Below are 21,296 nucleotides of genomic sequence, written 5' to 3'. Positions count from 1 at the left end.
TCTTGTGCCGACTGCACTTGAAGAAGGTGACTTCTTTGCCCAACCGGAGGATAAAGACTCTTCGGGTACTACGGCGGCTTACCCAGAGGGAAGTTGCTGCGGCGGTGGGTATCGCGCAGAGTAGTTACGCAATGATCGAGTCCGGTCGCCGCTACCCCCGGAAGCACATTGCCAAAAGGCTGGCGGAGTTCTTCGGAGTGACCGTGGACGAGCTCTTTTTTGCGGAGGATAATCACGCCGCGCAATACAAGGCGGAGATACACGCGCTCCGTGATTGCCAGGAGGAGTAGGCCTAACCACCGCCCCAGGTAAGAATAGCAGCTTTTATTGGTGACCGTCCCGATCTGTCGGGCGATTAAAAGTAATTTCGCCGCAGCGGCGCATGGATGTGGAGGTTTGAAATATTGAACACTACGACCCAAAAACAAGAACTCCCTGAAGGGTGGTGCCCTCACGAGCTCTGCCTCCTAAACCGGGATTGCTATTGCCTTGTAGGTATCGGTAACCGGGGGGAAGGATTTCTTTGCCCTTTCTATTTTTTTCGAAGCGGGGAGGGGGCTGTTCACGTGGTTAGCCAAGGCAAGATAGAGGAGCACTTTGATCTCTTTTCGAGGAGATTGCGAGCATCTTCAAGTGGCGAGGAAGGACCGCCTTGATCCGGCGGGGTGGAATTCTACGCAATATAACCAGGGCTTGTCGGGAAATTTTTTCGGGATAAGCAGGAAAAACTTGCCGAAATAACAGCAACAATGTCTAATAGGGGATGTATAATATTATCAGCAACCCTTAAAAGGTCTGGTGGGGACAAATGGAATTTGAGGCGGCGGTGGGGAGTATGAGCCGGGGCTTCCTCACCTTCAGCCTGACGGCGGAGCGGATCAGGGTTTACTGGGTCTGGGGCAACCGGGAGGTATGCCCCTACTGCCGCCGGGAGAAGGTGGTGCAGGACCTTCTGTACCGGGAGATTACCTCGACAGAGGAGAAAAGAAAAGTGGCAGAGTTTTTGGCCCAGATGGTCGCCTGGCTGCGGGATACCGATGAGCGCGACTTTTACCGGACACTGCGGCAGCGCGGCACCTCGTGGTCCGTCATGGTCTGGGCGGACCGGGTTTGTCTTTGGGCCCGGGGAGAGGATATCTATCCGCCCTGGTGGGATGATGTCTGGGCGTCGATCAGGGAGTTTACCGGCGACTTTTCCGATGCGGTAGTTCCCGGAAGATAAAAAGCGAGGACCCCTCGCGGGAACCCTCGCTTAACATATGGCGGTGCCGGCGCTTCCCCCGGCAGCGGTAGCGGACCTCAGACGGCAACGACCTCTTTGACCTCGGGAACGGCCTGTTTAAGAGTCCGCTCGATGCCCTGTTTCAGGGTCATGGTGGCCATCGGGCAGCCGCCGCACGCCCCCTTCAGGCGCACTTTGACGACGCCTTCCTCGACCGCGACCAATTCAACGTCCCCGCCGTCACGCTGCAAATAAGGCCGGATCTGCGCGAGCACGGCTTCAACCTTTTCCTTCATCGATCTTGGGCCTCCTCCGCGCGAAATTTCTGTTTGCAGGCTTATCTTCCGGCACCGGAGAGGGAATTATTCCGTGGTAAGCTCATCCACTTCCTCGGCACCGTGTTCAAGCTCCTCGGCTTGTTCCTCATCGAGATCGAGGAGGAGAGCCTGGAACTCCCCTACGTGCGTTTTTTCTTCCCGGGCAACATCGAGAAGAACCGCCCGGACATTCTCGTCGGTGGCCATCGCCGCGAGTTGCTCATAAAGGTTGATGGCGTCAAGTTCGGCGATAATGGCCGCCCGCAGGATCTCCCGGTCAAGGTCCTCGGGATCTATCTTCGTAAGGTCGACCGGAATGCGGGACAACATGGTTCTCTCCTCCTTTCGCTGGGTGACCGGGCGGGCAAACCCGGCTAAAACTCCCCACCAGCCACGGCGCACAAGCCGCAAAACCGCAACAGTAGCGCCTTTAAGGGGATCCCACCTCCCCGTCGGTGGATTTTACCCGGTGCGCGGGGGGCCCGGCCTGGAGCGCATTCAGCGCGGCATTCGCAGCCCGGTCGGCCAGGCGGTTTTCCTCCCGCGGGATGTGAGTAACGCGAACTTTAAGCGCGGGGCACGCGGCAAGAATTTTTTTCACCCGCGCGGCGATGACTTTAAGCTCCGGGTCCTTAATCTTAAAATGCCCGTTGAATTGCTTCACCACAAGTTCCGAATCGGAGCGGATTACAGCTTCGACCGGGCCGTTTTTCTGGGTGAGATGTACCAGAGCTTTTACCGCTCCCTCGAGGGCCAGCCACTCCGCGACGTTGTTGGTCGTAACGCCAAGGGGCTTGCTTTTAGTCAAGAGGACCTGCCCGGATTCATCCTGCAGGATCATGGCGGCGGCGGCAGGACCCGGGTTACCGCGGCTGGCACCGTCGATGTTGACGAAATAGCACGTCCGGGAGCGCATTTCAGCGACCGGCCACGCGCCGCTCAAGCTGGTAAACCCAGGCGATGACCGCGGCCACCGCCTCGTAGAGGGCGGGCGGTATCTTGGAGCCCAGCCCGAGCCCGGTGAGCGTAAAGGCGAGCTCCGGGTCGCGGTAAACCGGAACGCCGTGCGCAGCGGCAACCTTCTCGATTAGCGCGGCAAGCTCCCCCCGGCCAGCAGCCACTACCCGGGGGGCCGCATCTTTTTCGGGGTCGTAGGCGAGGGCGGCGGCGGCTTTCGGCTTCTCCTCCATTCTATCGCCTCCTCAAACTATCGCGTTCACCGGGCGGTATCCGGTCGTTTCTGTGTCCTGTAAGGCATCGAAGACCGTACGGACCGGACGGGTGCTGACGGAGGTGCCAGCGACCCGGTAGCCCAGCTCCCCGAGCCTTGTTTTCAGTATTTCCAGCGCCTCCGTGGCTATGGCGGCGGCCCACTCCTGGCTCACGGCCACCCGTAAGGTGTAGCCGCCGGTGTCCTCTATCAAGCAGACCCAGGTTTCTCCTAAGACGGGCGAGCTTACCTGCACGATGATCCCTGCCGGGAGCCCGCCTTCGGGGCCGTCACCGTCTTTCTCTACGAGGAAGACTTCCCCGGAGCCTTCCGGCCCCCGGAAGGTGAAAAAACGGAGCAGGTCGGCACCGGGTGTGAGGGGCCGGGCGCTGTTGAGGAGTTCCTGGCCGGCGGCGAGTTCCCTGGTAGGCTGCCCGGCCGTCCGGCTGCGCACCAGGTAGTCTACCGCCAGACGTAGCTTCGCGGCGTCTTCCCGGAGGTCGAGGTTTTCGAGATAAAGTCTGGCCGCCCAAAAGGCGTCGCGCTCTTCCTCGGGAAAGGCGCGCCCTTCGGCGAGCAGGCGCAGGATAAACTGGCGCTCTAACGGCAAACGGTGTTTGAGCATCTCGCGCAGCAAGTTTACCGTGTCCCTATCCGGCGGGAGTTCGAGCAGGCGGGCCAGGTCCTCGGGCGTCATCTCTTCCGTAAGGTCGCTACCTATCCGGCGCAGGTAGAGGGTTTCGCCCGTGATCGCTTCGACCAGCGCCCAGAAGGTGGCCGGCGCCGCGGGCAACTCACCCCGGGCGTTAAAGGTCTGGCCCGCGATGCGGACCACGGCCTCCGGTCCGGTGACGGATATCGTTTCCACCATGACCATTTGACCCGGCCGGAGGTACCAGGGGAGGCGCCAGGAAAGGCCTGGCGGAAGCGTTACCCGGCTGACGCCGCCGATTCCCATGTCCGCCACCTTCACTTTAGGGCCCTGGGAACCCCACGTTTTTTATATTTTACCACGTCGTTCGGCGCGGGGGTAGCCGGAGAAAACTAAACCTACCAATTCCCAGGCAAGTTTACGGAACTTCTTTTATGATGAAAAAACTTTCCAGAAAAAGTAGGGAAAAATCGCCACGGCTGCCGGTGACTCTTGACAAGCGGCGGCCTTTCCGGGGACAATGAAGCTGTATTTATCTTCCGGCGCTGGGTGGTGTGGTGATGGGCCTGCGGATCGGCTGGTTTTCAACGGGGCGGGACGCGGCGGCCCGCGAATTGCTGCAGATGGCGGTGGCGGGGATCACCTCCGGCGAGCTACCGCTGGCAATCGCCTTTGTCTTCTGCAACCGGGAAGAGGGGGAAGACCCGGAAAGCGATTCTTTTATCAAGCAGGTCCGCGGCTACGGTCTGCCGTTAATTACTTTCTCCGCCGCGCGTTTCAAACCGGACCTGCGCCGGCAGGGGGCGTCCGGCGATGAAGCGGCGCGCCTCCGGTGGCGCGAGGATTACCACCTGAAGGTGTTGGAGCTGATTGCCCCTTTTGAGGTGGCTTTTTCCTTTTTGGCTGGCTACATGCTGATTGTGGGTGCCGAGATGTGCCGGCGCCACATGATGCTTAACCTGCACCCGGCCCTTCCCGGTGGACCAAAAGGCACCTGGCAGGAGGTCATCTGGCAGTTAATTGCGCAACGGGCGCAGGAAGCGGGCGCCATGATTCATTTGGTGACGCCTGAACTGGACGCCGGCCCACCGGTGAGCTACTGCCGGTTTTCCCTCGCAGCGCCTCTTTTCGCGCCGCTCTGGGCGGAAATGGAGGAAAAACTGCGCGCCGCTTCGCTTGAGGCGGTTCAAGCGGCGGAAGGTGAGCGAAACGCTCTTTTTCAGGCGATTCGCCGGGAAGAATTTGCCCGGGAGCTACCGCTCATCTGGCTCACGCTGCAGAAGCTTGCCGCCGGGGTGGTCCGCGTGGCGGATGGGCGGGTCTTTGTGGGCGGGGCGCCCAGCAACGGGATCGACCTCAGCGCCGAGGTAGACCGGCTGCTTCCCTTCCCCCCAGCGGAAGTAAAGGACGGGGGCAACGCTGATTGAAGGTGGGCGCGGAAATGTCTTGGTTAGTCGCGTTTGATCTAGAGGGGCCGCTTTCTCCCCAGGATAATGCCTACGAGGTAATCGGGCGCGTGCCGCGGGGGCACGCGCTTTTCGAGCGGCTGAGCCGCTACGACGACCTGCTTACCCTTGCCGGCCGGGAAGGCTACGAGCCGGGCGACACTTTAAAGCTTCTCGTTCCCTTTCTGCTCGCTAACGGGCTGACGGAAGCCGATATTCGGGAGGTTTCGGTGGGGGCGGCGCTGGTGCCGGGGGCTGTGGAGACGGTGGCGGCCCTGCGCGAGCGGGGCTTGCCGGTGGTGGTCATCTCGACCAGCTACTGCCAACACGCCCATACCATCGCGGCGCGCCTCGGGATCCCTACCGCCCAGGTTGCCTGCACCCATCTGCCGCTGGATGCGATGCGGGAGGAACTGGACGCCGCGGACCGGGCCTTCATTCTAGAGGTGCAGGAAGAGCTTCTCGCGCTGCCGCTCGCGGCAGAGGAAGAGCTTGGCGCTTGCTGCGACCGTTTCTTCTGGACGGAACTGCCGCGGCGTCCGGTGGGGCGGCTGATGGCGGCGGTCGAGGTGGTCGGCGGGGCGCGGAAGACCGCGGCGCTAACCCGTTTTGCCGGTATGTTCGGCGTGCCGCTTGAGCGGGCGGTGGTGGTGGGTGATAGCATAACCGATTTCAAGATGCTCGCGCTGGCGGAGAAAGCGGGGGGCTTGGCGATAGTTTTTAACGGGAACGAGTACGCCTTGCCCTACGGGAGCTGCGGGGTGGCGGCCAGGGAGTTGCGGGCGGTTCTGCCCCTGATTGAGGCCTTCCTCGAAGGGGGGCGGGGCCTGGTCCGGGAACGGGTCACGGCGCTGGCGGGTTGCGGCGGTGCGGCGGACCCGGTTTACCACTGGCTGACGGAAGACACGGCGCTAGAGACGGTTCTCCCCTTCCACAAGAAGTTCCGCCAGCTCCTTCGCGGGGAAGCCGCTAAACTCGGCTGAAGGAAAGATGCGGGTCTTAGGTTGCGGCGCGCTGAACGTCGATTACCTTTTTGCGGCCGACTCCCTGGTTACGGACGGGGAGACCTTCTGTCACGCCGCGGAACGGCAGCCTGGCGGCTCGGCGGCTAATACCATTTACGCGTTAGCGCGGCTTGGCATTGCCTGCCGTTTCGCGGGTGTGACCGGCGACGATTCTGACGGACTGCTGGCCCGGGAGTCGCTGGCCGCCGTCGGGGTGGATACAGGGAGCATCACGGTAAAAGCGGGGGCGATGACCGGCCGCGTCTTCTGTTTTGTGGATAAAGCGGGGCACCGGGCGCTTTACGTTTGCCCCGGGGTGAATAGCGAGCTCACCACCGCGGACCTGCGGCGGGGGCTGGATACCACGGTTACCTGGGTGCACGCTTCTTCGTTTGTAGGCGACGCCGCTTTTACGGCCCACCGGGATTTTGTTGCCGCTCTGCCCCCCGGTACCCGTTTCAGTTTTGCTCCCGGGGCGATTTATAGCGCCCGGGGTCTTGCCGCGCTCCGCCCTTTCCTCGCGCGGTGCACCCTGCTCTTTTTAACGGTCGCCGAACTCCAGATGCTGACTGGCCAGGCGGAACCCCTGGCCGGGGCGGGCCAGCTCCTCGCTGCCGGAGTGGAGACCGTCGTGGTGACGCGCGGCAGGGAGGGGAGCCTCCAGGTGGCGTCCGGCTGGCACCACGTGGAACCGGCGATCGGGGTGACGGTGCGCGATACCACCGGCGCCGGTGATGCCTTCGCCGCCGGCTTCATCTTCGGGCGCCTGCAGGGCTTCACCCCCGTAGCGGCGCAGCGCTTCGCTACGGTCGTCGCCTCCTTTGCGGTAGAAGGGTGGGGCGCGCGGGCCGGCCTTCCCTCTTTTGCGGCGGCAAAGGAGCGCTTTGATAAGGTTTACGGCGTTCCTCTACCTTAAAATTTTCACTCCCTTTCGCTCTATCGCCTCCTTGTGCGTCTGAATCTCTTTAGCGCTGGGTTGACGCGCTCAAGAGCTGGCATTTTCTTGACAAAGAGGCGGCGGATGGGCTATGGTTGTAGTTGGAATTTAGCCGAAAGGAAGGGTTCGATGGGACAGTTGGTAGCGGGGAAAAAGGCGCTGATCTTAGGGGTGGCCAATAAGCGGTCGATCGCCTGGGGGATTGCTCAGGCGCTCCACCGGGAGGGCGCCTCCCTATGGTTTAATTACCAGAATGAACGGGTGAAGGATTACGTGGCGGAGCTGGTCGCCGGGCTTGGCGGGGATATACCCCTCACCGAGTGCGACGTGATGAAGCCGGAGCAGGTGGACGCCCTTTTTGAGGCGGTGGCGGCCCGTTGGGGCAGCCTCGATATTTTGGTGCACTCCCTCGCCTTTGCGCCGCGGGAGGCGTTAGAGGGCGAGTTTTACACCACCACCCTCGAGCAGTGGAACACGGCGCTCGCCATCAGCGCGTACTCGCTGGTCCTGTGCGCCCGGCAGGCGAAACCCTTGATGGAAAAGGCGGGCGGCGGGAGCATTATCACGCTCACCTATCTCGGCTCCGAACGGGCGGTGAAGAGTTATAACGTGATGGGCGTGGCCAAGGCGGCCCTCGAGGCTTCGGTCCGTTACCTCGCGGCGGATCTTGGGCCTGCCAACATCAGGGTCAACGCCATCTCGGCCGGCCCCGTCAAAACGCTGGCGGCTAAGGGGGTATCCGGTTTTTCGTCCATTTTAAAGGTGGTGGAGGAAAAGGCGCCGCTGCGCCGCAACGTGACGCAGGCGGAGATAGGTAACACGGGGCTCTTCCTCGCCTCGGATTTGGCCAGCGGCATCACCGGGGAAGTGATCTTTGTCGACTGCGGCTACCACATCGTCGGCGTCTGAGGATAATTGACATGCCGTGCTGGCTTTTGGTAAAATAAAAGCGTTCCCCAGGCAAAATGCTCTGTGGCCCAGGCGAGGCGGGTGAAACGGCTCGCTTGGGTTTTTAAGTTTTTGTCCGCACGAGGTGGTAAAACCCGCATGGTCGGTATTGTTATTGGCAGTGACTCGGACCTGCCGGTGGTGAAAGGGGCGCTTGAGGCCTTATCACTTTTGCAAATCCCCTACGAGATCGAAATCGCCTCGGCCCACCGGTTGCCGGAGCGGGTGCGGGAGTACGCGCATACGGCAGCGGCGCGGGGATTGAGGGTGATCATCGCCGCGGCCGGCGGGGCGGCGCACCTGCCCGGCGTGATTGCGGCCCACACACCGCTGCCCGTGATCGGGGTCCCCGTCGGGGGAGGGACGCTCGGGGGGCTGGATGCGCTCCTTTCTATTGTGCAGATGCCCAAAGGGGTGCCGGTAGCGACGGTGGCGGTAAACGGGGCTTTCAACGCCGGCATTCTGGCGGCACAAATCATCGGCGCCAGCGATCCGGCGGTGCGGGAGCGGGTGGCCGCTTACAAGGAGCAGTTAGGCCGGGAGGTGGCCGCGAAGAATGAACGTTTGCAGGCCCTCGGGGTAGACGAGTACCTGCGGTTAAAGAGCTGATCCCCGAAAAGAATAAAGGGCTTTAAAGTATTTAGCCGCAAGCTGTATCCGGGACCCTTAGTTTTTTAACCTAGAACTTCGAACTGTTAAACTTCGAACTGAAAAAGCGGGGCGAAGGCAATGATTGCGCGTTATACCCTGCCGGAGATGGGACGCATCTGGTCGGAGGAGAACCGCTTTCAGAAGTGGCTGGAGGTGGAGATCGCCGCCTGCGAGGCCTGGGCGGAGCTCGGGGTGATTCCGGCGGCAGCGCTGGCGGAAATTAGAGCGCGGGCCGCGTTCGACGTGGAGCGGATTAAAGAGATCGAAAAGGTAACCCGCCACGACGTGATCGCGTTTTTAACCTCGGTTCAGGAGCACGTAGGCGAAGCGGCGCGCTACATTCACCTCGGGATGACCTCTTCGGACGTAGTAGACACGGCCTTGAGCCTGCTGATGCGCGAGGCCGGGGAGCGGTTGGTGGGGCGCCTGGAACGGCTGCGGGAGGTTCTGCGCGGTCTGGCGGCGAAGCACCGGCGGACGCTGATGATCGGGCGCACCCACGGCATCCACGCCGAGCCGATCACCTTTGGGCTGAAGTTGCTCCTCTGGGTAGCGGAGACGGAGCGGAACATTGAACGCCTCAAGCGGGCGATAGAGCGGATAAGCGTCGGGAAGATCTCCGGAGCGGTTGGCACCTACGCCAACCTGGACCCGCGGGTGGAGGAGATCGCCTGCAAGCGCCTGGGCCTGCGGCCCGCGCGGATTTCGACCCAGGTCCTGCAACGGGACCGGCACGCCGAATACATGAGTACTTTAGCGATCATTGGCTGCTCGGTGGAAAAGTTCGCCGTCGAGATCCGGGGCTTGCAGCGGACGGACATCCGGGAGGTGGAGGAGCCCTTCAGGCCCGGGCAGAAAGGCTCCTCGGCGATGCCCCACAAGCGGAACCCGATCATTGCGGAGCGTCTGAGTGGCCTCGCCCGCGTCTTGCGGGGAAACGCCTTGGCGGCCATGGAAAACGTGGCCCTCTGGCACGAGCGCGACATCTCTCACTCCTCGGTAGAGCGGGTGATCATACCCGACAGCACGATCCTCCTTGACTATATGCTCTTCAAGCTCACAGAGCTCCTCGAAGGGCTGCACGTTTATCCCGAGAATATGCGGCGCAACTTAGAGCGCACGGGGGGCCTGGTTTTCTCCCAGCGGGTGCTCCTGGCGCTGATTGAGAAGGGCCTGAGCCGCGAAGAGGCTTATCTTTTAGTGCAGCGGAACGCGATGGAATCCTGGCAGAGCGGCCGGCCGCTGAAGGAGCTTTTAACGGCAGATCCGGAGGTGACCCGGTGGCTCTCGCCCGCGGAGATAGACGGGCTTTTCGACTACGGCTACTTCCTGCGGTACGTGGACACGATTTACCGGCGCTTCGGTCTGTGAAGTTTCAGGCACCAGATAAACTAAAATCCTGGATGGGGGTTAAAAACCAATGGAACGGGGCGAACTCCTCTACGAAGGGAAGGCCAAGCGGGTGTACAGGACCGACCGGCCCGACCGCTACCTTGTGGAGTTTAAAGACGAAGCCACCGCCTTCGACGGCAAGAAGCGGGGCACTATCGCCGATAAAGGCCCGCTCAACAACAGGATCTCCGCCTATTTCTTCGCGCTACTTGAGCGCGCGGGCATCCCCACCCACTACGTGGAGACGGTGGGTGACCGGGAGATGCTGGTGCAGGCGGTGACGATCATCCCGGTCGAGGTGGTGGCCCGCAATATTGTTGCGGGGAGCCTTTCCAAGCGGCTCGGCCTGCCGGAAGGGACGCCGCTTAGCCAGCCGGTGGTGGAGTACTACTACAAGCGGGACGATCTCGGGGACCCGATGATCAACTGTTCCCACGTGGTGGCGCTCGGACTGGCGACGGCAGAAGAGCTGCACCGGATGCGCGAACTGGCGCTGCAGGTGAACCAGGTCTTAAAGGAACACCTGGAGCCAAAAGGCATCGTGCTGGTCGATTTCAAGCTGGAGTTCGGGCGGGTGGATGGTCAGATCGTGGTGGCGGACGAAATCTCGCCGGATACCTGCCGGTTCTGGGACCGGGCGACCGGCGAAAAAATGGATAAAGACCGCTTCCGCCGTGACCTCGGAGGTGTAACCGAGGCTTACACGGCGGTGTGGCGGCGGCTGACAGGGGAGGAACCGGATGTGCGGGGATAAACCCCGTGAGGCCTGCGGGGTCTTCGCCGTTTGCGCGCCCGGGGCCGATGTGGCGCGCCTTACTTACTACGGTCTTTATGCCTTGCAGCACCGGGGACAGGAGAGCGCCGGAATCGCCGTGGCCGACGGGCAACGCATCCTGCTCCACAAGGAAATGGGCCTGGTTGCCGAGGTTTTCTCCGAAGAGCGCCTCGCGGAGCTGAAGGGCTACTTAGCCATCGGCCACGTGCGCTATTCGACCACCGGCGCGAGCCACCCGGTGAACGCGCAGCCGCTTGTTTTTTACTGCGGGCGCGGCATGTTAGGTTTGGCCCACAACGGCAACCTCTCAAACGGCTGTTCCCTCCGGCGGGAGCTGCTCGCCTCGGGGGCGGTCTTTCAGAGCACTACCGACAGCGAGGTGCTGATCAACCTCATCGCCAGGCTCAACGGTGACCACAATCTGCCGGCCGCAATCAGGCGGTGCATGGCGAAGGTCGAAGGCGCTTATTCTCTCGTTATCCTGACGGAAGACAGAATTTACGCGGTGCGCGACCCCTACGGGTTCCGGCCGCTTTGCGTCGGACAGATAGACTCGGGGTGGGCGGTGGCCTCGGAATCGTGCGCGCTGGACGCGGTGGGCGCCCGCTTTCTCCGTGACCTCACGCCGGGCGAGATCCTCGAAATCTCTCCGGAGGGGCTGAGTAGCTACGGGGTCATGGATGCCCCGCGACGGGCGCACTGCGTCTTTGAGTACATCTATTTTGCGCGCCCGGACAGCACCCTCGACGGGTTCAACGTAGGGCGGGTGCGGCGCGAGATGGGGCGGCAGTTAGCGCGCGAGTTCTGCCCGCCGGCCGATATTGTGGTGCCGGTCCCCGACTCGGGGATAGCCGCGGCGCGCGGCTACGCGGAGGTTTCCGGCCTTTGTTTCGAGGAAGGCCTAATGAAGAACCGCTACGCAGGCCGGACTTTTATCCAGCCTTCGCAGCGGCTGCGGGATACCGGGGTGCGGCTAAAGCTTAACCCGGTGCGGGAGGTAGTGGCCGGGAAGAGGGTGGTCTTAGTGGACGACTCGATAGTGCGGGGCACTACCAGCAGGCGAATTGTGAAGATGTTGCGGGAAGCAGGCGCTCGGGAGATTTTTTACTGCTTGAGTTCCCCGCCGATAATCCGCTCCTGCTACTACGGCATCGACACGTCAAACGAAACGGAGCTTATCGCGGCGCAGTTGAGCGTGGAGGAGATCCGGCGGCATATCGGCGCCGATGGCCTTCACTACCTGAGCATCGAAGGGCTGTTGGGGGTTTTCGGTGCTAGGGCCCAGGATATGTGTGTCGCGTGTTTTACCGGCGATTACCCGGTTAAAGTGAAGGATGCGGGCGCGGGGAAATTCGCCTTCGAGTCTTTGGTGCTGGAAGTGGTGGGATGAGCGGGAAGGACGGGGGCAAGTCTCGGGAAGGTCTCACCTACGCGCAGGCGGGGGTGGACATCGACGCGGCCAACCGGGCGGTTTCCCTGCTGAAGGAGGTTGTGCGCCGCACCTTCCGCCCGGAGGTGCTGACGGATATCGGGGGCTTCAGCGGGCTCTGCACCATCCCGGCGAAGTACCGCGAGCCGGTGCTGGTTGCGGGTACGGACGGGGTGGGGACGAAGCTCAAAGTCGCTTTTATGAGCCGGAAGCACGACACGGTGGGGATCGACGCCGTGGCGATGTGCGTCAACGACATCCTGGTTACCGGGGCGGAGCCGCTCTTTTTTCTCGATTACCTCGCCGTGGGTAAGCTCGATCCGGATGAGGTGGCGGCGATCGTTGCCGGGGTGGCGGAGGGCTGCCGCCGGGCGGGCTGCGCCCTCATCGGCGGCGAGACGGCGGAGATGCCCGGGTTTTACGCGCCGGGGGAGTACGATCTCGCCGGTTTTGCCGTCGGGGTGGTGGAGCGGCGCCGGATTGTTGACGGCCGCCGCATCGAGCCGGGCGACCGGGTGATAGGGCTGCCTTCGTCGGGGCTGCACGCGAACGGTTTCAGTCTGGCGCGCAAGGTTTTCTTTGAGCTTTTGGGTTACGCGGTGCGGAGCTACGTTCCGGCGCTCGGGCGCACGGTCGGGGAGGAGCTTCTCACGCCGACGCGCATCTACGTGCCGGTAGTGCTTCCCCTTTTAGAGCGGTTTGACATCCGGGGGATGGCCCACATCACCGGCGGGGGACTGACGGAAAACATTCCCCGGGTGCTGCCCCCGGGGCTCGGGGTGGTGCTGGAACCGGCGTCTTGGCCCGTGCCTCCCGTCTTCCGGTTTATCCAGGAGCACGGCGGGGTGGCGGCGGCCGAGATGTTCCGGACTTTCAACATGGGCATCGGCTACGTCCTGATTGTGCCGCCGGAGGAGGCCGCGGGCCTGGTGGAAGCGCTGGCGGCACAGGGCGAGCGGGCTTGGGTGATCGGCTGGGTGGAAAGCGGCGTATCCGGTGTTGTTTACCGTTGATTTGCGGAAAAAACTGAAGTGCACACTGGGTTTTGGGCTCCGCTGCAGAAAACGATTTTTAAAAAGGAGGGCGAGCGGCAGTGAAGAAGAGGGCGCTTATCAGTGTGTCGGACAAGGCGGGGGTAGTGGAGTTTGCCCGGGGCCTCGTGGAGCTCGGGTGGGAGATCGTTTCGACCGGCGGCACTTACAAAACGATTAAAAGTGCCGGCGTTCCGGTTACCTACGTCTCCGAGGTGACCGGTTTCCCGGAGATCCTTGACGGCCGGGTGAAGACGCTCCACCCGCGGATTCACGGGGGCATCCTGGCGCTGCGGACGCCGGAGCACTTGAAGCAGCTTGAGGAGCAGGGTATTGCGCCTATCGACCTGGTGGCGGTAAACCTCTACCCCTTCCGCCAAACGGTCAGCCGGGAAGGGGTCACGCTCGCGGAGGCGGTAGAAAACATCGATATCGGCGGTCCGGCGATGATCCGGGCGGCGGCAAAGAATCACCAGTACGTCCTCGTGGTGGTCAACCCGGAGCGTTATCCGGCGGTTCTGGAAGCGTTGCGGGCCGGCGAGGTGGGGGCGGAGCTGCGCTTGGCTTTGGCCCAGGAGGCTTTCGCGCACACGGCGCACTACGATGCGGCGATCGCGGACTACCTCGCGAGCCTCGGACCCGGCGAGCGCTTCCCGCGGGAGCTCACCCTGGCCTTCGACCTGGTGGGGACCTTGCGTTACGGCGAAAACCCGCACCAGCGCGCCGCCTTCTACCGCGATCTCCGGACGAAGGGGCCGTGCGTGGCGAACGCCGCGAAGTTGCACGGAAAGGAGCTTTCCTATAACAACATTCTCGACCTGAACGCCGCCTTTGAGTTGGTGCGCGAGTTTGAGGCGCCGACGGTGGTGATCGTAAAGCATAACAACCCGTGCGGCGTGGCCCAGGCGGCGACGGTGGCGGAAGCTTACCGGCTGGCCTTTGAGGCCGACCCGGTTTCGGCCTTCGGTGGGATTGTAGCGGTTAACCGGACGGTGGACCGGGCGGCGGCGGCGGAGATGGTGAAAATCTTCCTCGAAGCGGTCATTGCGCCCGATTTTGAGCCGGACGCGCTTGAGGTGTTGCGCCAGAAAAAGGATCTGCGGCTGCTCAAAACCGGCCCGCTGACCGGGCAGACTACCGACTGGATGGACCTCCGGAAGGTCAACGGGGGGCTGCTCCTGCAAGAGGTTGACCGGAAGGTGGCCGACCGGGAGGCGCTCAAGGTGGTCACCAAGCGGGCGCCTTCGCCGGAGGAGCTGGAGGAGCTGCTCTTCGCCTTCACGGTGGTGAAGCACGTTAAGTCGAACGCCATCGTGGTTACGAAAAATAGGCAGGTGCTTGGCGTGGGTGCCGGGCAGATGAACCGGGTCGGCTCGGCCCGGATCGCCTTCGCGCAGGCGGGCGAAAAGGCGCGGGGTGCGGTGCTGGCTTCCGACGCTTTCTTCCCCTTCCCCGACACGGTCCTCGAGGCGGCTAAGGCCGGGATCGCGGCGATCATCCAGCCGGGCGGCTCGCTCAAAGACGCCGAATCGATCGCGGCGGCCGACGCGCACGGGATCGCAATGGTCTTTACCGGCATGCGCCACTTCAGACACTAAGACGGGGGGCGTTCTCACGTGAAGGTTCTGGTCGTCGGCGGTGGGGGACGGGAGCACGCCCTGGTCTGGAAGATAAGCCAGAGCCCCCGTGTCGAGCGCATTTTTTGTGCGCCAGGGAATGCTGGTATTGCGCAGCACGCCGCCTGTGTCGGGATCAAGGCGGAAGATGTGGCGGGATTGTTAGACTTTGCCCGCCGCGAAGGGATCGACCTTACCGTGGTAGGGCCGGAGGCGCCTCTGTCCGCCGGCATCGTGGACGCCTTCGAAGCGGCGGGGCTCAGAATCTTCGGTCCCCGGCAGGCAGCGGCGCGCCTTGAGGCGAGTAAGGTTTTTGCGAAGGAACTGATGCTAAAATACGGGGTGCCTACGGCAGAGGCGGCCATTTTCGATGCTCCTGCGGACGCCATCCGCTACGTGCGCGCGCGCGGCGGGCCCTGCGTGGTGAAAGCGGAGGGCTTAGCGGCCGGAAAAGGGGTCGTCGTGGCGGACGATCCGGCGGCAGCCGAAGCGGCGATCCGGCACATCATGGAGGAGAAGGCCTTCGGCGCGGCGGGAGAAAGGGTGTTGGTGGAAGAGCGCCTTGCCGGCGAGGAGGCGAGCGTGCTCGCTTTTACCGACGGCGAAACGGTGCTGCCGCTCCTGCCGGCGCAGGACCACAAGCCCGTCTTCGACGGGGATAAGGGGCCGAATACCGGCGGGATGGGCGCCTATGCGCCGGCGCCCGCGGTGACGCCCGCGCTTTTAAAACAGATCGAGACGGAAATTTTACTGCCTGTTGTGCGCGGCCTGCGGGCGGAGGGGATCGTCTATAAAGGCGTTCTCTACGCGGGGTTGATGCTAACAACAGCGGGGCCGCGGGTCTTGGAGTTTAACGTTCGCTTCGGTGATCCGGAGGCCCAGCCGCTCCTTTACCTTCTCCGGAGCGATCTCGTGGCGGTGATGGAGGCGGTCCTGGCGGGAAAGTTGGGCGAAGTGAAACTCGACTGGCATCCCGGCGCGGCCGTCTGCGTGGTGTTAGCGGCGGCCGGTTATCCCGGCAGCTACCGGAAAGGCGACGTGATTGAAGGACTGGAAGACGTACCGCCGGACGCGATGGTTTTCCACGCCGGCACGGCGGTGGTGGACGGGAAGTTGGTGACCGCCGGGGGGCGTGTCCTCGGGGTCACGGCACGCGGTCCCGACGTGCGCGCAGCGATAGCGCGGGCCTACGCCGCCGTCGCCAAGATAAAGTTTGCGGGGATGCACTACCGGCGCGACATCGGGCAAAAAGCGCTGGCCAGGACCTGAAACGCCGGTCCGGGCGCGGGCGGGCGGTCCTTTTACTTTAGGCAGAGAACGCAAAAATTCGCGGTTGAGGGGAAATGGGCGTGCTACGGATTCTGAACTTTGGCGATCCGGAGGTTGAGCGGCTGCTTGACCGGGAGTTTTCCTTTCCGGAAGAGGCGGTGCGGGCCGTAGAGGCGATTATCGCCCGGGTGCGGGCCGAGGGGGACGCGGCGCTGTGCGCCCTGACGGCCCAGTTTGACCGGGTGGCGCTGGCGCCGGAAGAGCTTGAGGTGCAGGAAGAAGAAATCACGGCAGCCTACCGGGAGGTTGCCCCGGAGTTTCTATCAGCGGTGCGGCTGGCGCGGGACCGCATCTTCGCCTTCCACGCGAGCAGGATACCCGACACCTGGCAGGAACGCCACGCCGACGGCGCGGTGCTCGGGCAGCTGGTGCGGGCGGTGGCGCGCGTAGGAGTTTACGTTCCCGGCGGGCGCGCCCGTTACCCTTCTTCGGTGCTGATGAATGTTGTGCCCGCCCGGGTGGCGGGGGTCGAGGAGATCGTGATGGTGACGCCCCCGGGACCGGCGGGGAAGATAGACCCGCACGTTTTGGTAGCGGCCCGGGAGGCCGGGGTGGACAGGATTTTCCGCGTTGGCGGCGCCCAGGCGATCGCGGCGCTGGCCTACGGGACGGAGCGGGTGCCGCGGGTCGATAAGATCGTCGGCCCTGGTAATCTTTACGTGACGCTGGCGAAGCGGGCCGTTTTCGGTAGCGTCGGGATCGATATTTTAGCGGGCCCGAGCGAGGTGGTGGTCATCACCGACGCAACGGCGGATCCCCGGTGCGTAGCGGCGGATCTTTTGGCGCAGGCAGAGCACGACCCCGCGGCCCGGGTGCTCTTGTTAACCACGAGCCGGGAGATAGCAACGCGCGTGCGGGAAGAGGTCAACGCGGCATTTACGGCGTTAGGGGAACCCGCTGCGCTCCGGGAGGCGCTCCGGTTTGCGGCCGCCGTGGTGGTGCCCGATGTGGCAACGGCAGTGGCTTACGCCAACCGGTTCGCGCCGGAACACTTAGAGCTCATAGTAGCGGAGCCGTTTGCCTGGCTCGAGAAGGTGAAAAACGCCGGCGCCGTTTTCTTGGGGAACTACGCGCCGGTGCCAATGGGCGACTACATTGCCGGGCCAAACCACGTCCTGCCGACCGGGGGCACCGCCCGCTTTTTCTCGCCGCTCGGCGTGGAGGATTTTCTGAAGCGCACCAACTTTACCTTCCTGTCGCCAGAGGCCTTCGCCAAATTAGCGGGGCCGGCGGTGCTGCTTGCTTCTGTGGAGGGGCTCCCGGCGCACCGGTTGGCGATCGAGGTGCGCAAAGAACAAAGGGGCGCGGCGTTGAAGGTGAAGGGGACGGACAATGGCTGAAGAGTTGCTATCACTTCTCCGCCCGGATTTGCGGGACCTGGTTCCTTATGCTGTACCGCACTATCCCGGATACATTAAGCTTGACGCCAACGAGAACCCTTACGACTTTGCACCGGAAGTGCTGGCCGAGGTTGTCCGGCGCTTGAGCGGCCAGACCTTCACCCGCTACCCGGACCCCGAAGCGACCGAGCTCCGCCGGCGGATAGCGGCGTATACGGGAATGGCGCCGGAGAACATCCTGGCCGGGAACGGCTCCGACGAGCTGATCCTCAACCTCTTCCTATCCTTCGGCGGCGGTGGGCGGGTGGTGATCACGCCGCCGACCTTTTCGATGTACGCAATCCACAGCCGGATCGCTGGCGCGGCGGTGGCGGCGGTGGCGCGGCGGGAGGATTTTTCCCTCGACCTTGCGGCCCTGCTGCGCGAGGCGCGGGCCCCGGGCACACGGGTGGTCGTTGTTTGCTCGCCAAATAATCCGACAGGGAATACGGTGCCCCGGGAGGCGGTTGAGGCGCTGGCGGCGGAGGCGGCTGGCCTGGTGCTGCTTGACGAAGCTTACGCGGAGTTTGCCGGCGAAAGTTGCTGCGACCTGGTGCGCCGCTACCCCCGGCTGGTGGTGCTGCGCACATTTTCGAAGGCCTTCGGCCTGGCGGGTCTCCGGGTAGGCTACCTGGTAGCGGACCCGGCGGTCATTGCGGGCCTCTTGAAGGTGAAACAGCCGTTTAACCTCAACAGCTTCTCCCAGTTGGCGGCGGTTACGGTTCTCGAATACCAGCCGCTCTTCCGGCAACGGATGGAGGAGATCATTGCCAACCGGGAGGAGCTTTACCGGCGCATGAAGCAGATAGGAGGCGTGGAAGTCTTCCCGTCCCGGGCAAACTTCATCCTCTTCCGGACGCCGCTGCCAGCGGAGAAGGTTTATGCGGGACTGCTGGCGCGGCGGGTGCTCATCCGGAACGTGGCGGGGCCAGGGCTTGAGCGCTGCTTGCGGGTGACGGTAGGGACGCCGGCGGAGAACGAGGCCTTCTTACAGGCCTTAGCCGAGGTGGTAGCGGAAGGGGAGGGTTCAAGCGGTGTCTGAACGAAAGGCGAGTGTGGCGCGGGAAACGGCGGAAACGGCGGTGCGGGTAAGCCTCGCCCTTGACGGCGGCGGCCGAGCGGCTATCAACACCGGGGTAGGGTTTTTCGAGCATATGCTGGCGCTGTTAGCGCGCTTTGCCTCTTTCGACCTCGAGGTGGCGGCGCAGGGAGACCTGCACGTCGACGCCCACCATACGGTGGAAGATGTGGGTATCGCCCTCGGGCAGGCCTTTGCCCGGGCGATAGGGACCAAGGAGGGCATCCGCCGCTTTGGCCACGCGATTATCCCGATGGACGAGGCTTTGGCGCTCGCGGCGGTTGATATCAGCGGGCGGGGGGCACTCTTTTTCGAGGGCCAGCTGCCGGCTGCCCGCGTGGGGGATTTCGACACGGAGTTGGTGCCCGAGTTTTTCCGGGCCTTTGCGGTCAACGCGGGGATCACGCTTCACCTCCGGGTCTTCGCCGGACGGAATACCCACCACGTCTGCGAGGCGCTCTTCAAGAGCTGCGGGCGGGCGCTCGGCGACGCGGTAGCCCGGGACCCGCGGGTGCAGGGTGTCCCGTCGACGAAAGGGACATTGTGACCGCAGTTTGTGGGGCATAAGTTCCCGCTTCCTGAAAGAGTGAGGGGTTGGCGGGAGCGGGACGTTGCGGCGAGAGGCATTGCGGGCTTTTTCTTTGTGGGAGGCACGGCAGTGATTGCGATTGTGGATTACGGGATGGGGAACCTGCGGAGTGTCGAAAAAGGTATCGCGAAAGCCGGCTTTGCCGCGGTGGTGACGCGGGAGCCGGAAGTGGTGGCGGGGGCTGCCGGCGTCATCCTGCCCGGGGTAGGTGCCTTCGCCGACGCGATGGCCAACCTGAAGAGCACCGGGTTACTCGACGCCCTGCACCGGGTTTTGAGCCAAGGGAAGCCTTTTCTCGGCATCTGTCTGGGGATGCAGCTTCTTTTTGAGGTGAGCGAGGAGTGGGGCGAGACACCGGGTCTCGGCTATTTCAAAGGGCGGGTGCGGCGCCTGCCTGGGGGGGTAAAAGTGCCCCACATGGGCTGGAACGAGGTGGAGTTTTCGGGACCGTCACCGCTTTTTGCCGGCATCCCGGACCGGACCCACTTTTATTTTGTGCACTCCTACTACGTTGACCCGGCGGAAAAGGAAATTGTGCTGGCCGAAACGGCGTACGGCGTGCGCTTTGCCGCTGCGGTGGGTAGGGGTAAGGTTTTTGGCGTTCAGTTTCACCCGGAGAAATCGAGCACGTGGGGGCTGAAAATCCTCGGGAATTTCGGGAGGCTGGTGGCCGAATGCTTGTAATCCCGGCAATCGACCTGCGCGGGGGCCGGTGCGTCCGCCTGGTGGAAGGGCGTCCCGATAAAGAAACGGTTTACTCTGGGGACCCGGTAACTGTAGCCCGCCGCTGGGAGGCGGCCGGGGCTAAGATGCTGCACGTGGTCGATCTGGACGGCGCCTTTGCTGGCCGGCCGGCCCACCTGCCGCTGATCCGGGAAATAGTTGCGGCGGTCGCGATCCCGGTGCAGGTTGGTGGTGGCATCAGGGACCGCGCGGCGGTTGAAGCGGCGCTCGCCTGCGGGGTGGCGCGGGTCATCCTCGGCACGGCGGCCGTTACCGATACATCGCTGCTGCGGGAGCTCGTCCGCGATTTCGGGGCGCGCGTGCTGGCGAGCGTTGACTGCCGCGACGGGGTGGTGGCGGTGCGCGGCTGGGAAAGTCTATCTGGCGTCGAAGCCGCGGCCTTCGGGCGGCAGCTTAAAGAGTGCGGTGTGGAGCGGGTGGTCTTCACCGACATCGCGCGCGACGGGACCTTGATGGGTCCCAACATTGCGGCGGTAGGCGACTTTGCGCGGGTGACGGGGCTGAAGGTGATCGCTTCCGGCGGCGTCTCAAGAGTGGAGGATATCCGGGCGCTGCGGGAGCTCGAGGAAGCGGGCGTCGAAGCGGTGATCATCGGCAAGGCGCTCTACGACGGGCGGCTCTCGTTGGCAGAGGCCATTGCCGCGGCGGAGGGGAAAGAGATTGTTAGCTAAAAGGATCATTCCCTGCCTTGATGTGGACCGGGGGCGGGTGGTCAAAGGGGTAAACTTCGTCAATCTGCGGGACGCCGGCGACCCGGTCGAACTTGCCGCGCTTTACGACCGGGAGGGGGCGGACGAGCTCGTTTTTCTCGACATCACCGCTTCCGCCGAGGGGCGGGAAATCATGCTCGAGGTGGCCCGCCGGACGGCAGAAGAGGTTTTCATTCCCTTCACCGTAGGAGGGGGCTTAAGAACGCTCGAAGACATCCGGCGCATGCTATCGGTGGGTGCCGACAAGGTTTCGCTCAATACGGCAGCGGTAAAAAACCCCCAGCTTATCCGGGAGGCGGCCTCCCGTTTCGGCAGCCAGTGCGTGGTGGTGGCGATTGACGCCCGGCAGGTAGCGGCGGGGCGCTGGGAGGTTTACATCCACGGGGGCCGGACGCCCACCGGAATCGACGCCCTCGCGTGGGCGCGGGAGGTGGAGGCGCTTGGGGCGGGGGAAATCCTCCTTACCAGCATGGACCGGGACGGCACCAAAGACGGCTTCGATATCGACCTCACGCGGGCGGTGGTAGACGCCGTCCGAATCCCGGTAATCGCTTCGGGGGGCGTCGGCACACCTGAGCATATCGCTGCGGGGCTTACCGCCGGCGGCGCCGATGCAGCGTTGGCCGCATCGATCTTCCATTTTGGCGAGTATTCCATTCGCGCGGTCAAAGAGTACCTGGCCGCGCGGGGCATACCGGTACGTCTTTAAGGCGGTACCGCCGCCTTTTAACCTGTAGACCCCGGTTTTTCACGTTCGGCTCTAAATAACGGCGCAGCCCGTGCCGATTGCCTCTTTTAGGAGCATAGACTGTAAATAAGGCGCAGGCAACGGGGTGCC

At 63.4% G+C, this 21,296-nt stretch carries 24 protein-coding genes; 19 read left to right on the top strand and 5 right to left on the bottom strand.

Annotated features, from left to right (window positions below):
* Nucleotides 1-35: 35 nt before the first annotated feature.
* Both EDD75_RS06685 and EDD75_RS06680 read left to right on the top strand, forming a co-directional pair.
* A complete protein-coding gene (locus EDD75_RS06685) occupies nt 36-290 on the top strand; it encodes a helix-turn-helix transcriptional regulator (protein WP_245963092.1) in 255 nt (84 codons plus the stop codon).
* Nucleotides 291-808: 518 nt separating this feature from the next.
* Complete coding sequence (locus EDD75_RS06680; RefSeq protein ID WP_123929888.1) at nt 809-1,222, top strand: hypothetical protein; 414 nt, start codon at nt 809-811, stop codon at nt 1,220-1,222.
* Nucleotides 1,223-1,299: 77 nt separating this feature from the next.
* Here the strand turns inward: EDD75_RS06680 and EDD75_RS06675 are convergent, their stop codons facing one another.
* From EDD75_RS06675 to EDD75_RS06655, 5 genes are all read right to left on the bottom strand, one after another.
* Nucleotides 1,300-1,518: a NifU family protein gene (locus EDD75_RS06675; RefSeq protein ID WP_123929885.1), complete on the bottom strand. Its 219-nt coding sequence runs from the start codon at nt 1,516-1,518 to the stop codon at nt 1,300-1,302.
* Nucleotides 1,519-1,584: 66 nt separating this feature from the next.
* Nucleotides 1,585-1,869 carry a ferritin family protein gene (locus tag EDD75_RS06670; protein ID WP_123929882.1) on the bottom strand — a complete coding sequence of 95 codons (285 nt, stop codon included), beginning with the start codon at nt 1,867-1,869 and terminating at the stop codon, nt 1,585-1,587.
* A 100-nt stretch (nt 1,870-1,969) separates the two neighbouring features.
* Nucleotides 1,970-2,455: a ribonuclease HI family protein gene (locus EDD75_RS06665; RefSeq protein WP_123929878.1), complete on the bottom strand. Its 486-nt coding sequence runs from the start codon at nt 2,453-2,455 to the stop codon at nt 1,970-1,972.
* 1 nt (nt 2,456) lies between these two features.
* The gene (locus tag EDD75_RS06660; protein ID WP_123929874.1) at nt 2,457-2,729 is read right to left on the bottom strand and encodes an EscU/YscU/HrcU family type III secretion system export apparatus switch protein; all 273 of its coding nucleotides are present in this window, start codon (nt 2,727-2,729) and stop codon (nt 2,457-2,459) included.
* A 12-nt stretch (nt 2,730-2,741) separates the two neighbouring features.
* On the bottom strand, nt 2,742-3,707 hold the full coding sequence (locus tag EDD75_RS06655) for a hypothetical protein (RefSeq protein WP_123929871.1): 966 nt from the start codon (nt 3,705-3,707) through the stop codon (nt 2,742-2,744).
* Between the two features lie 254 nt (nt 3,708-3,961).
* Here EDD75_RS06655 and purN point away from each other — a divergent pair, with 254 nt between their 5' ends.
* From purN to hisF, 17 genes are all read left to right on the top strand, one after another.
* A complete protein-coding gene (gene purN, locus EDD75_RS06650) occupies nt 3,962-4,828 on the top strand; it encodes a phosphoribosylglycinamide formyltransferase (RefSeq protein WP_123929868.1) in 867 nt (288 codons plus the stop codon).
* A gap of 14 nt (nt 4,829-4,842) precedes the next feature.
* Nucleotides 4,843-5,829, top strand: coding sequence for a haloacid dehalogenase-like hydrolase (locus EDD75_RS06645; protein ID WP_123929865.1), 987 nt, complete (start codon nt 4,843-4,845; stop codon nt 5,827-5,829).
* A gap of 7 nt (nt 5,830-5,836) precedes the next feature.
* Nucleotides 5,837-6,766, top strand: coding sequence for a carbohydrate kinase family protein (locus tag EDD75_RS06640; protein WP_123929862.1), 930 nt, complete (start codon nt 5,837-5,839; stop codon nt 6,764-6,766).
* Between the two features lie 150 nt (nt 6,767-6,916).
* On the top strand, nt 6,917-7,696 hold the full coding sequence (locus EDD75_RS06635) for an enoyl-ACP reductase FabI (protein ID WP_123929859.1): 780 nt from the start codon (nt 6,917-6,919) through the stop codon (nt 7,694-7,696).
* 138 nt (nt 7,697-7,834) lie between these two features.
* Nucleotides 7,835-8,344, top strand: coding sequence for a 5-(carboxyamino)imidazole ribonucleotide mutase (purE, locus tag EDD75_RS06630; protein ID WP_123929856.1), 510 nt, complete (start codon nt 7,835-7,837; stop codon nt 8,342-8,344).
* A gap of 120 nt (nt 8,345-8,464) precedes the next feature.
* Nucleotides 8,465-9,757 (top strand): adenylosuccinate lyase, encoded by a 1,293-nt coding sequence (gene purB / locus EDD75_RS06625; protein WP_123929853.1) that lies wholly within the window; start codon nt 8,465-8,467, stop codon nt 9,755-9,757.
* Between the two features lie 49 nt (nt 9,758-9,806).
* Nucleotides 9,807-10,532 (top strand): phosphoribosylaminoimidazolesuccinocarboxamide synthase, encoded by a 726-nt coding sequence (gene purC, locus EDD75_RS06620; protein WP_123929850.1) that lies wholly within the window; start codon nt 9,807-9,809, stop codon nt 10,530-10,532.
* The gene (gene purF / locus EDD75_RS06615) at nt 10,519-11,943 is read left to right on the top strand and encodes an amidophosphoribosyltransferase (protein ID WP_123929847.1); all 1,425 of its coding nucleotides are present in this window, start codon (nt 10,519-10,521) and stop codon (nt 11,941-11,943) included. Before purC ends, purF begins: the two co-directional genes overlap by 14 nt.
* Entirely contained in the window at nt 11,940-12,995 is a 1,056-nt protein-coding gene (purM, locus tag EDD75_RS06610) for a phosphoribosylformylglycinamidine cyclo-ligase (RefSeq protein ID WP_123929844.1), read from the top strand. Before purF ends, purM begins: the two co-directional genes overlap by 4 nt.
* Nucleotides 12,996-13,075: 80 nt before the next feature.
* Complete coding sequence (purH, locus tag EDD75_RS06605; protein WP_123929841.1) at nt 13,076-14,611, top strand: bifunctional phosphoribosylaminoimidazolecarboxamide formyltransferase/IMP cyclohydrolase; 1,536 nt, start codon at nt 13,076-13,078, stop codon at nt 14,609-14,611.
* A gap of 18 nt (nt 14,612-14,629) precedes the next feature.
* Nucleotides 14,630-15,898 (top strand): phosphoribosylamine--glycine ligase, encoded by a 1,269-nt coding sequence (purD, locus tag EDD75_RS06600; protein ID WP_123929838.1) that lies wholly within the window; start codon nt 14,630-14,632, stop codon nt 15,896-15,898.
* A gap of 80 nt (nt 15,899-15,978) precedes the next feature.
* A complete protein-coding gene (hisD, locus tag EDD75_RS06595) occupies nt 15,979-17,298 on the top strand; it encodes a histidinol dehydrogenase (protein ID WP_123929835.1) in 1,320 nt (439 codons plus the stop codon).
* Entirely contained in the window at nt 17,291-18,379 is a 1,089-nt protein-coding gene (gene hisC / locus EDD75_RS06590) for a histidinol-phosphate transaminase (RefSeq protein WP_123929832.1), read from the top strand. Before hisD ends, hisC begins: the two co-directional genes overlap by 8 nt.
* The gene (hisB, locus tag EDD75_RS06585; RefSeq protein WP_123929829.1) at nt 18,372-18,962 is read left to right on the top strand and encodes an imidazoleglycerol-phosphate dehydratase HisB; all 591 of its coding nucleotides are present in this window, start codon (nt 18,372-18,374) and stop codon (nt 18,960-18,962) included. The genes hisC and hisB overlap by 8 nt, the downstream gene beginning before the upstream one ends.
* Nucleotides 18,963-19,073: 111 nt before the next feature.
* The gene (gene hisH / locus EDD75_RS06580) at nt 19,074-19,688 is read left to right on the top strand and encodes an imidazole glycerol phosphate synthase subunit HisH (protein WP_123929826.1); all 615 of its coding nucleotides are present in this window, start codon (nt 19,074-19,076) and stop codon (nt 19,686-19,688) included.
* Entirely contained in the window at nt 19,679-20,419 is a 741-nt protein-coding gene (gene hisA, locus EDD75_RS06575; RefSeq protein WP_123929823.1) for a 1-(5-phosphoribosyl)-5-[(5-phosphoribosylamino)methylideneamino]imidazole-4-carboxamide isomerase, read from the top strand. Before hisH ends, hisA begins: the two co-directional genes overlap by 10 nt.
* Nucleotides 20,409-21,167: an imidazole glycerol phosphate synthase subunit HisF gene (gene hisF, locus EDD75_RS06570; protein ID WP_123929820.1), complete on the top strand. Its 759-nt coding sequence runs from the start codon at nt 20,409-20,411 to the stop codon at nt 21,165-21,167. The genes hisA and hisF overlap by 11 nt, the downstream gene beginning before the upstream one ends.
* Nucleotides 21,168-21,296: the final 129 nt, after the last annotated feature.

It is taken from the genome of Thermodesulfitimonas autotrophica (assembly GCF_003815015.1).
Lineage (GTDB): Bacteria > Bacillota > Desulfotomaculia > Desulfotomaculales > Ammonificaceae > Thermodesulfitimonas > Thermodesulfitimonas autotrophica.
The sequence above is the reverse complement of the archived record's forward strand: the minus strand, read 5'-3'. Positions and strand labels throughout refer to the sequence as shown.

What these genes read in the sequence shown, in the direction of transcription:
- EDD75_RS06680 (WP_123929888.1), top strand. Translation starts at nt 809, where the DNA reads ATGGAATTTGAGGCGGCGGTGGGGAGTATGAGCCGGGGCTTCCTCACC.
- EDD75_RS06675 (WP_123929885.1), bottom strand. Translation starts at nt 1,518, where the DNA reads ATGAAGGAAAAGGTTGAAGCCGTGCTCGCGCAGATCCGGCCTTATTTG.
- EDD75_RS06670 (WP_123929882.1), bottom strand. Translation starts at nt 1,869, where the DNA reads ATGTTGTCCCGCATTCCGGTCGACCTTACGAAGATAGATCCCGAGGAC.
- EDD75_RS06665 (WP_123929878.1), bottom strand. Translation starts at nt 2,455, where the DNA reads ATGCGCTCCCGGACGTGCTATTTCGTCAACATCGACGGTGCCAGCCGC.
- EDD75_RS06660 (WP_123929874.1), bottom strand. Translation starts at nt 2,729, where the DNA reads ATGGAGGAGAAGCCGAAAGCCGCCGCCGCCCTCGCCTACGACCCCGAA.
- EDD75_RS06655 (WP_123929871.1), bottom strand. Translation starts at nt 3,707, where the DNA reads ATGGGAATCGGCGGCGTCAGCCGGGTAACGCTTCCGCCAGGCCTTTCC.
- purN (WP_123929868.1), top strand. Translation starts at nt 3,962, where the DNA reads ATGGGCCTGCGGATCGGCTGGTTTTCAACGGGGCGGGACGCGGCGGCC.
- EDD75_RS06645 (WP_123929865.1), top strand. Translation starts at nt 4,843, where the DNA reads ATGTCTTGGTTAGTCGCGTTTGATCTAGAGGGGCCGCTTTCTCCCCAG.
- EDD75_RS06640 (WP_123929862.1), top strand. Translation starts at nt 5,837, where the DNA reads ATGCGGGTCTTAGGTTGCGGCGCGCTGAACGTCGATTACCTTTTTGCG.
- EDD75_RS06635 (WP_123929859.1), top strand. Translation starts at nt 6,917, where the DNA reads ATGGGACAGTTGGTAGCGGGGAAAAAGGCGCTGATCTTAGGGGTGGCC.
- purE (WP_123929856.1), top strand. Translation starts at nt 7,835, where the DNA reads ATGGTCGGTATTGTTATTGGCAGTGACTCGGACCTGCCGGTGGTGAAA.
- purB (WP_123929853.1), top strand. Translation starts at nt 8,465, where the DNA reads ATGATTGCGCGTTATACCCTGCCGGAGATGGGACGCATCTGGTCGGAG.
- purC (WP_123929850.1), top strand. Translation starts at nt 9,807, where the DNA reads ATGGAACGGGGCGAACTCCTCTACGAAGGGAAGGCCAAGCGGGTGTAC.
- purF (WP_123929847.1), top strand. Translation starts at nt 10,519, where the DNA reads ATGTGCGGGGATAAACCCCGTGAGGCCTGCGGGGTCTTCGCCGTTTGC.
- purM (WP_123929844.1), top strand. Translation starts at nt 11,940, where the DNA reads ATGAGCGGGAAGGACGGGGGCAAGTCTCGGGAAGGTCTCACCTACGCG.
- hisC (WP_123929832.1), top strand. Translation starts at nt 17,291, where the DNA reads ATGGCTGAAGAGTTGCTATCACTTCTCCGCCCGGATTTGCGGGACCTG.
- hisA (WP_123929823.1), top strand. Translation starts at nt 19,679, where the DNA reads ATGCTTGTAATCCCGGCAATCGACCTGCGCGGGGGCCGGTGCGTCCGC.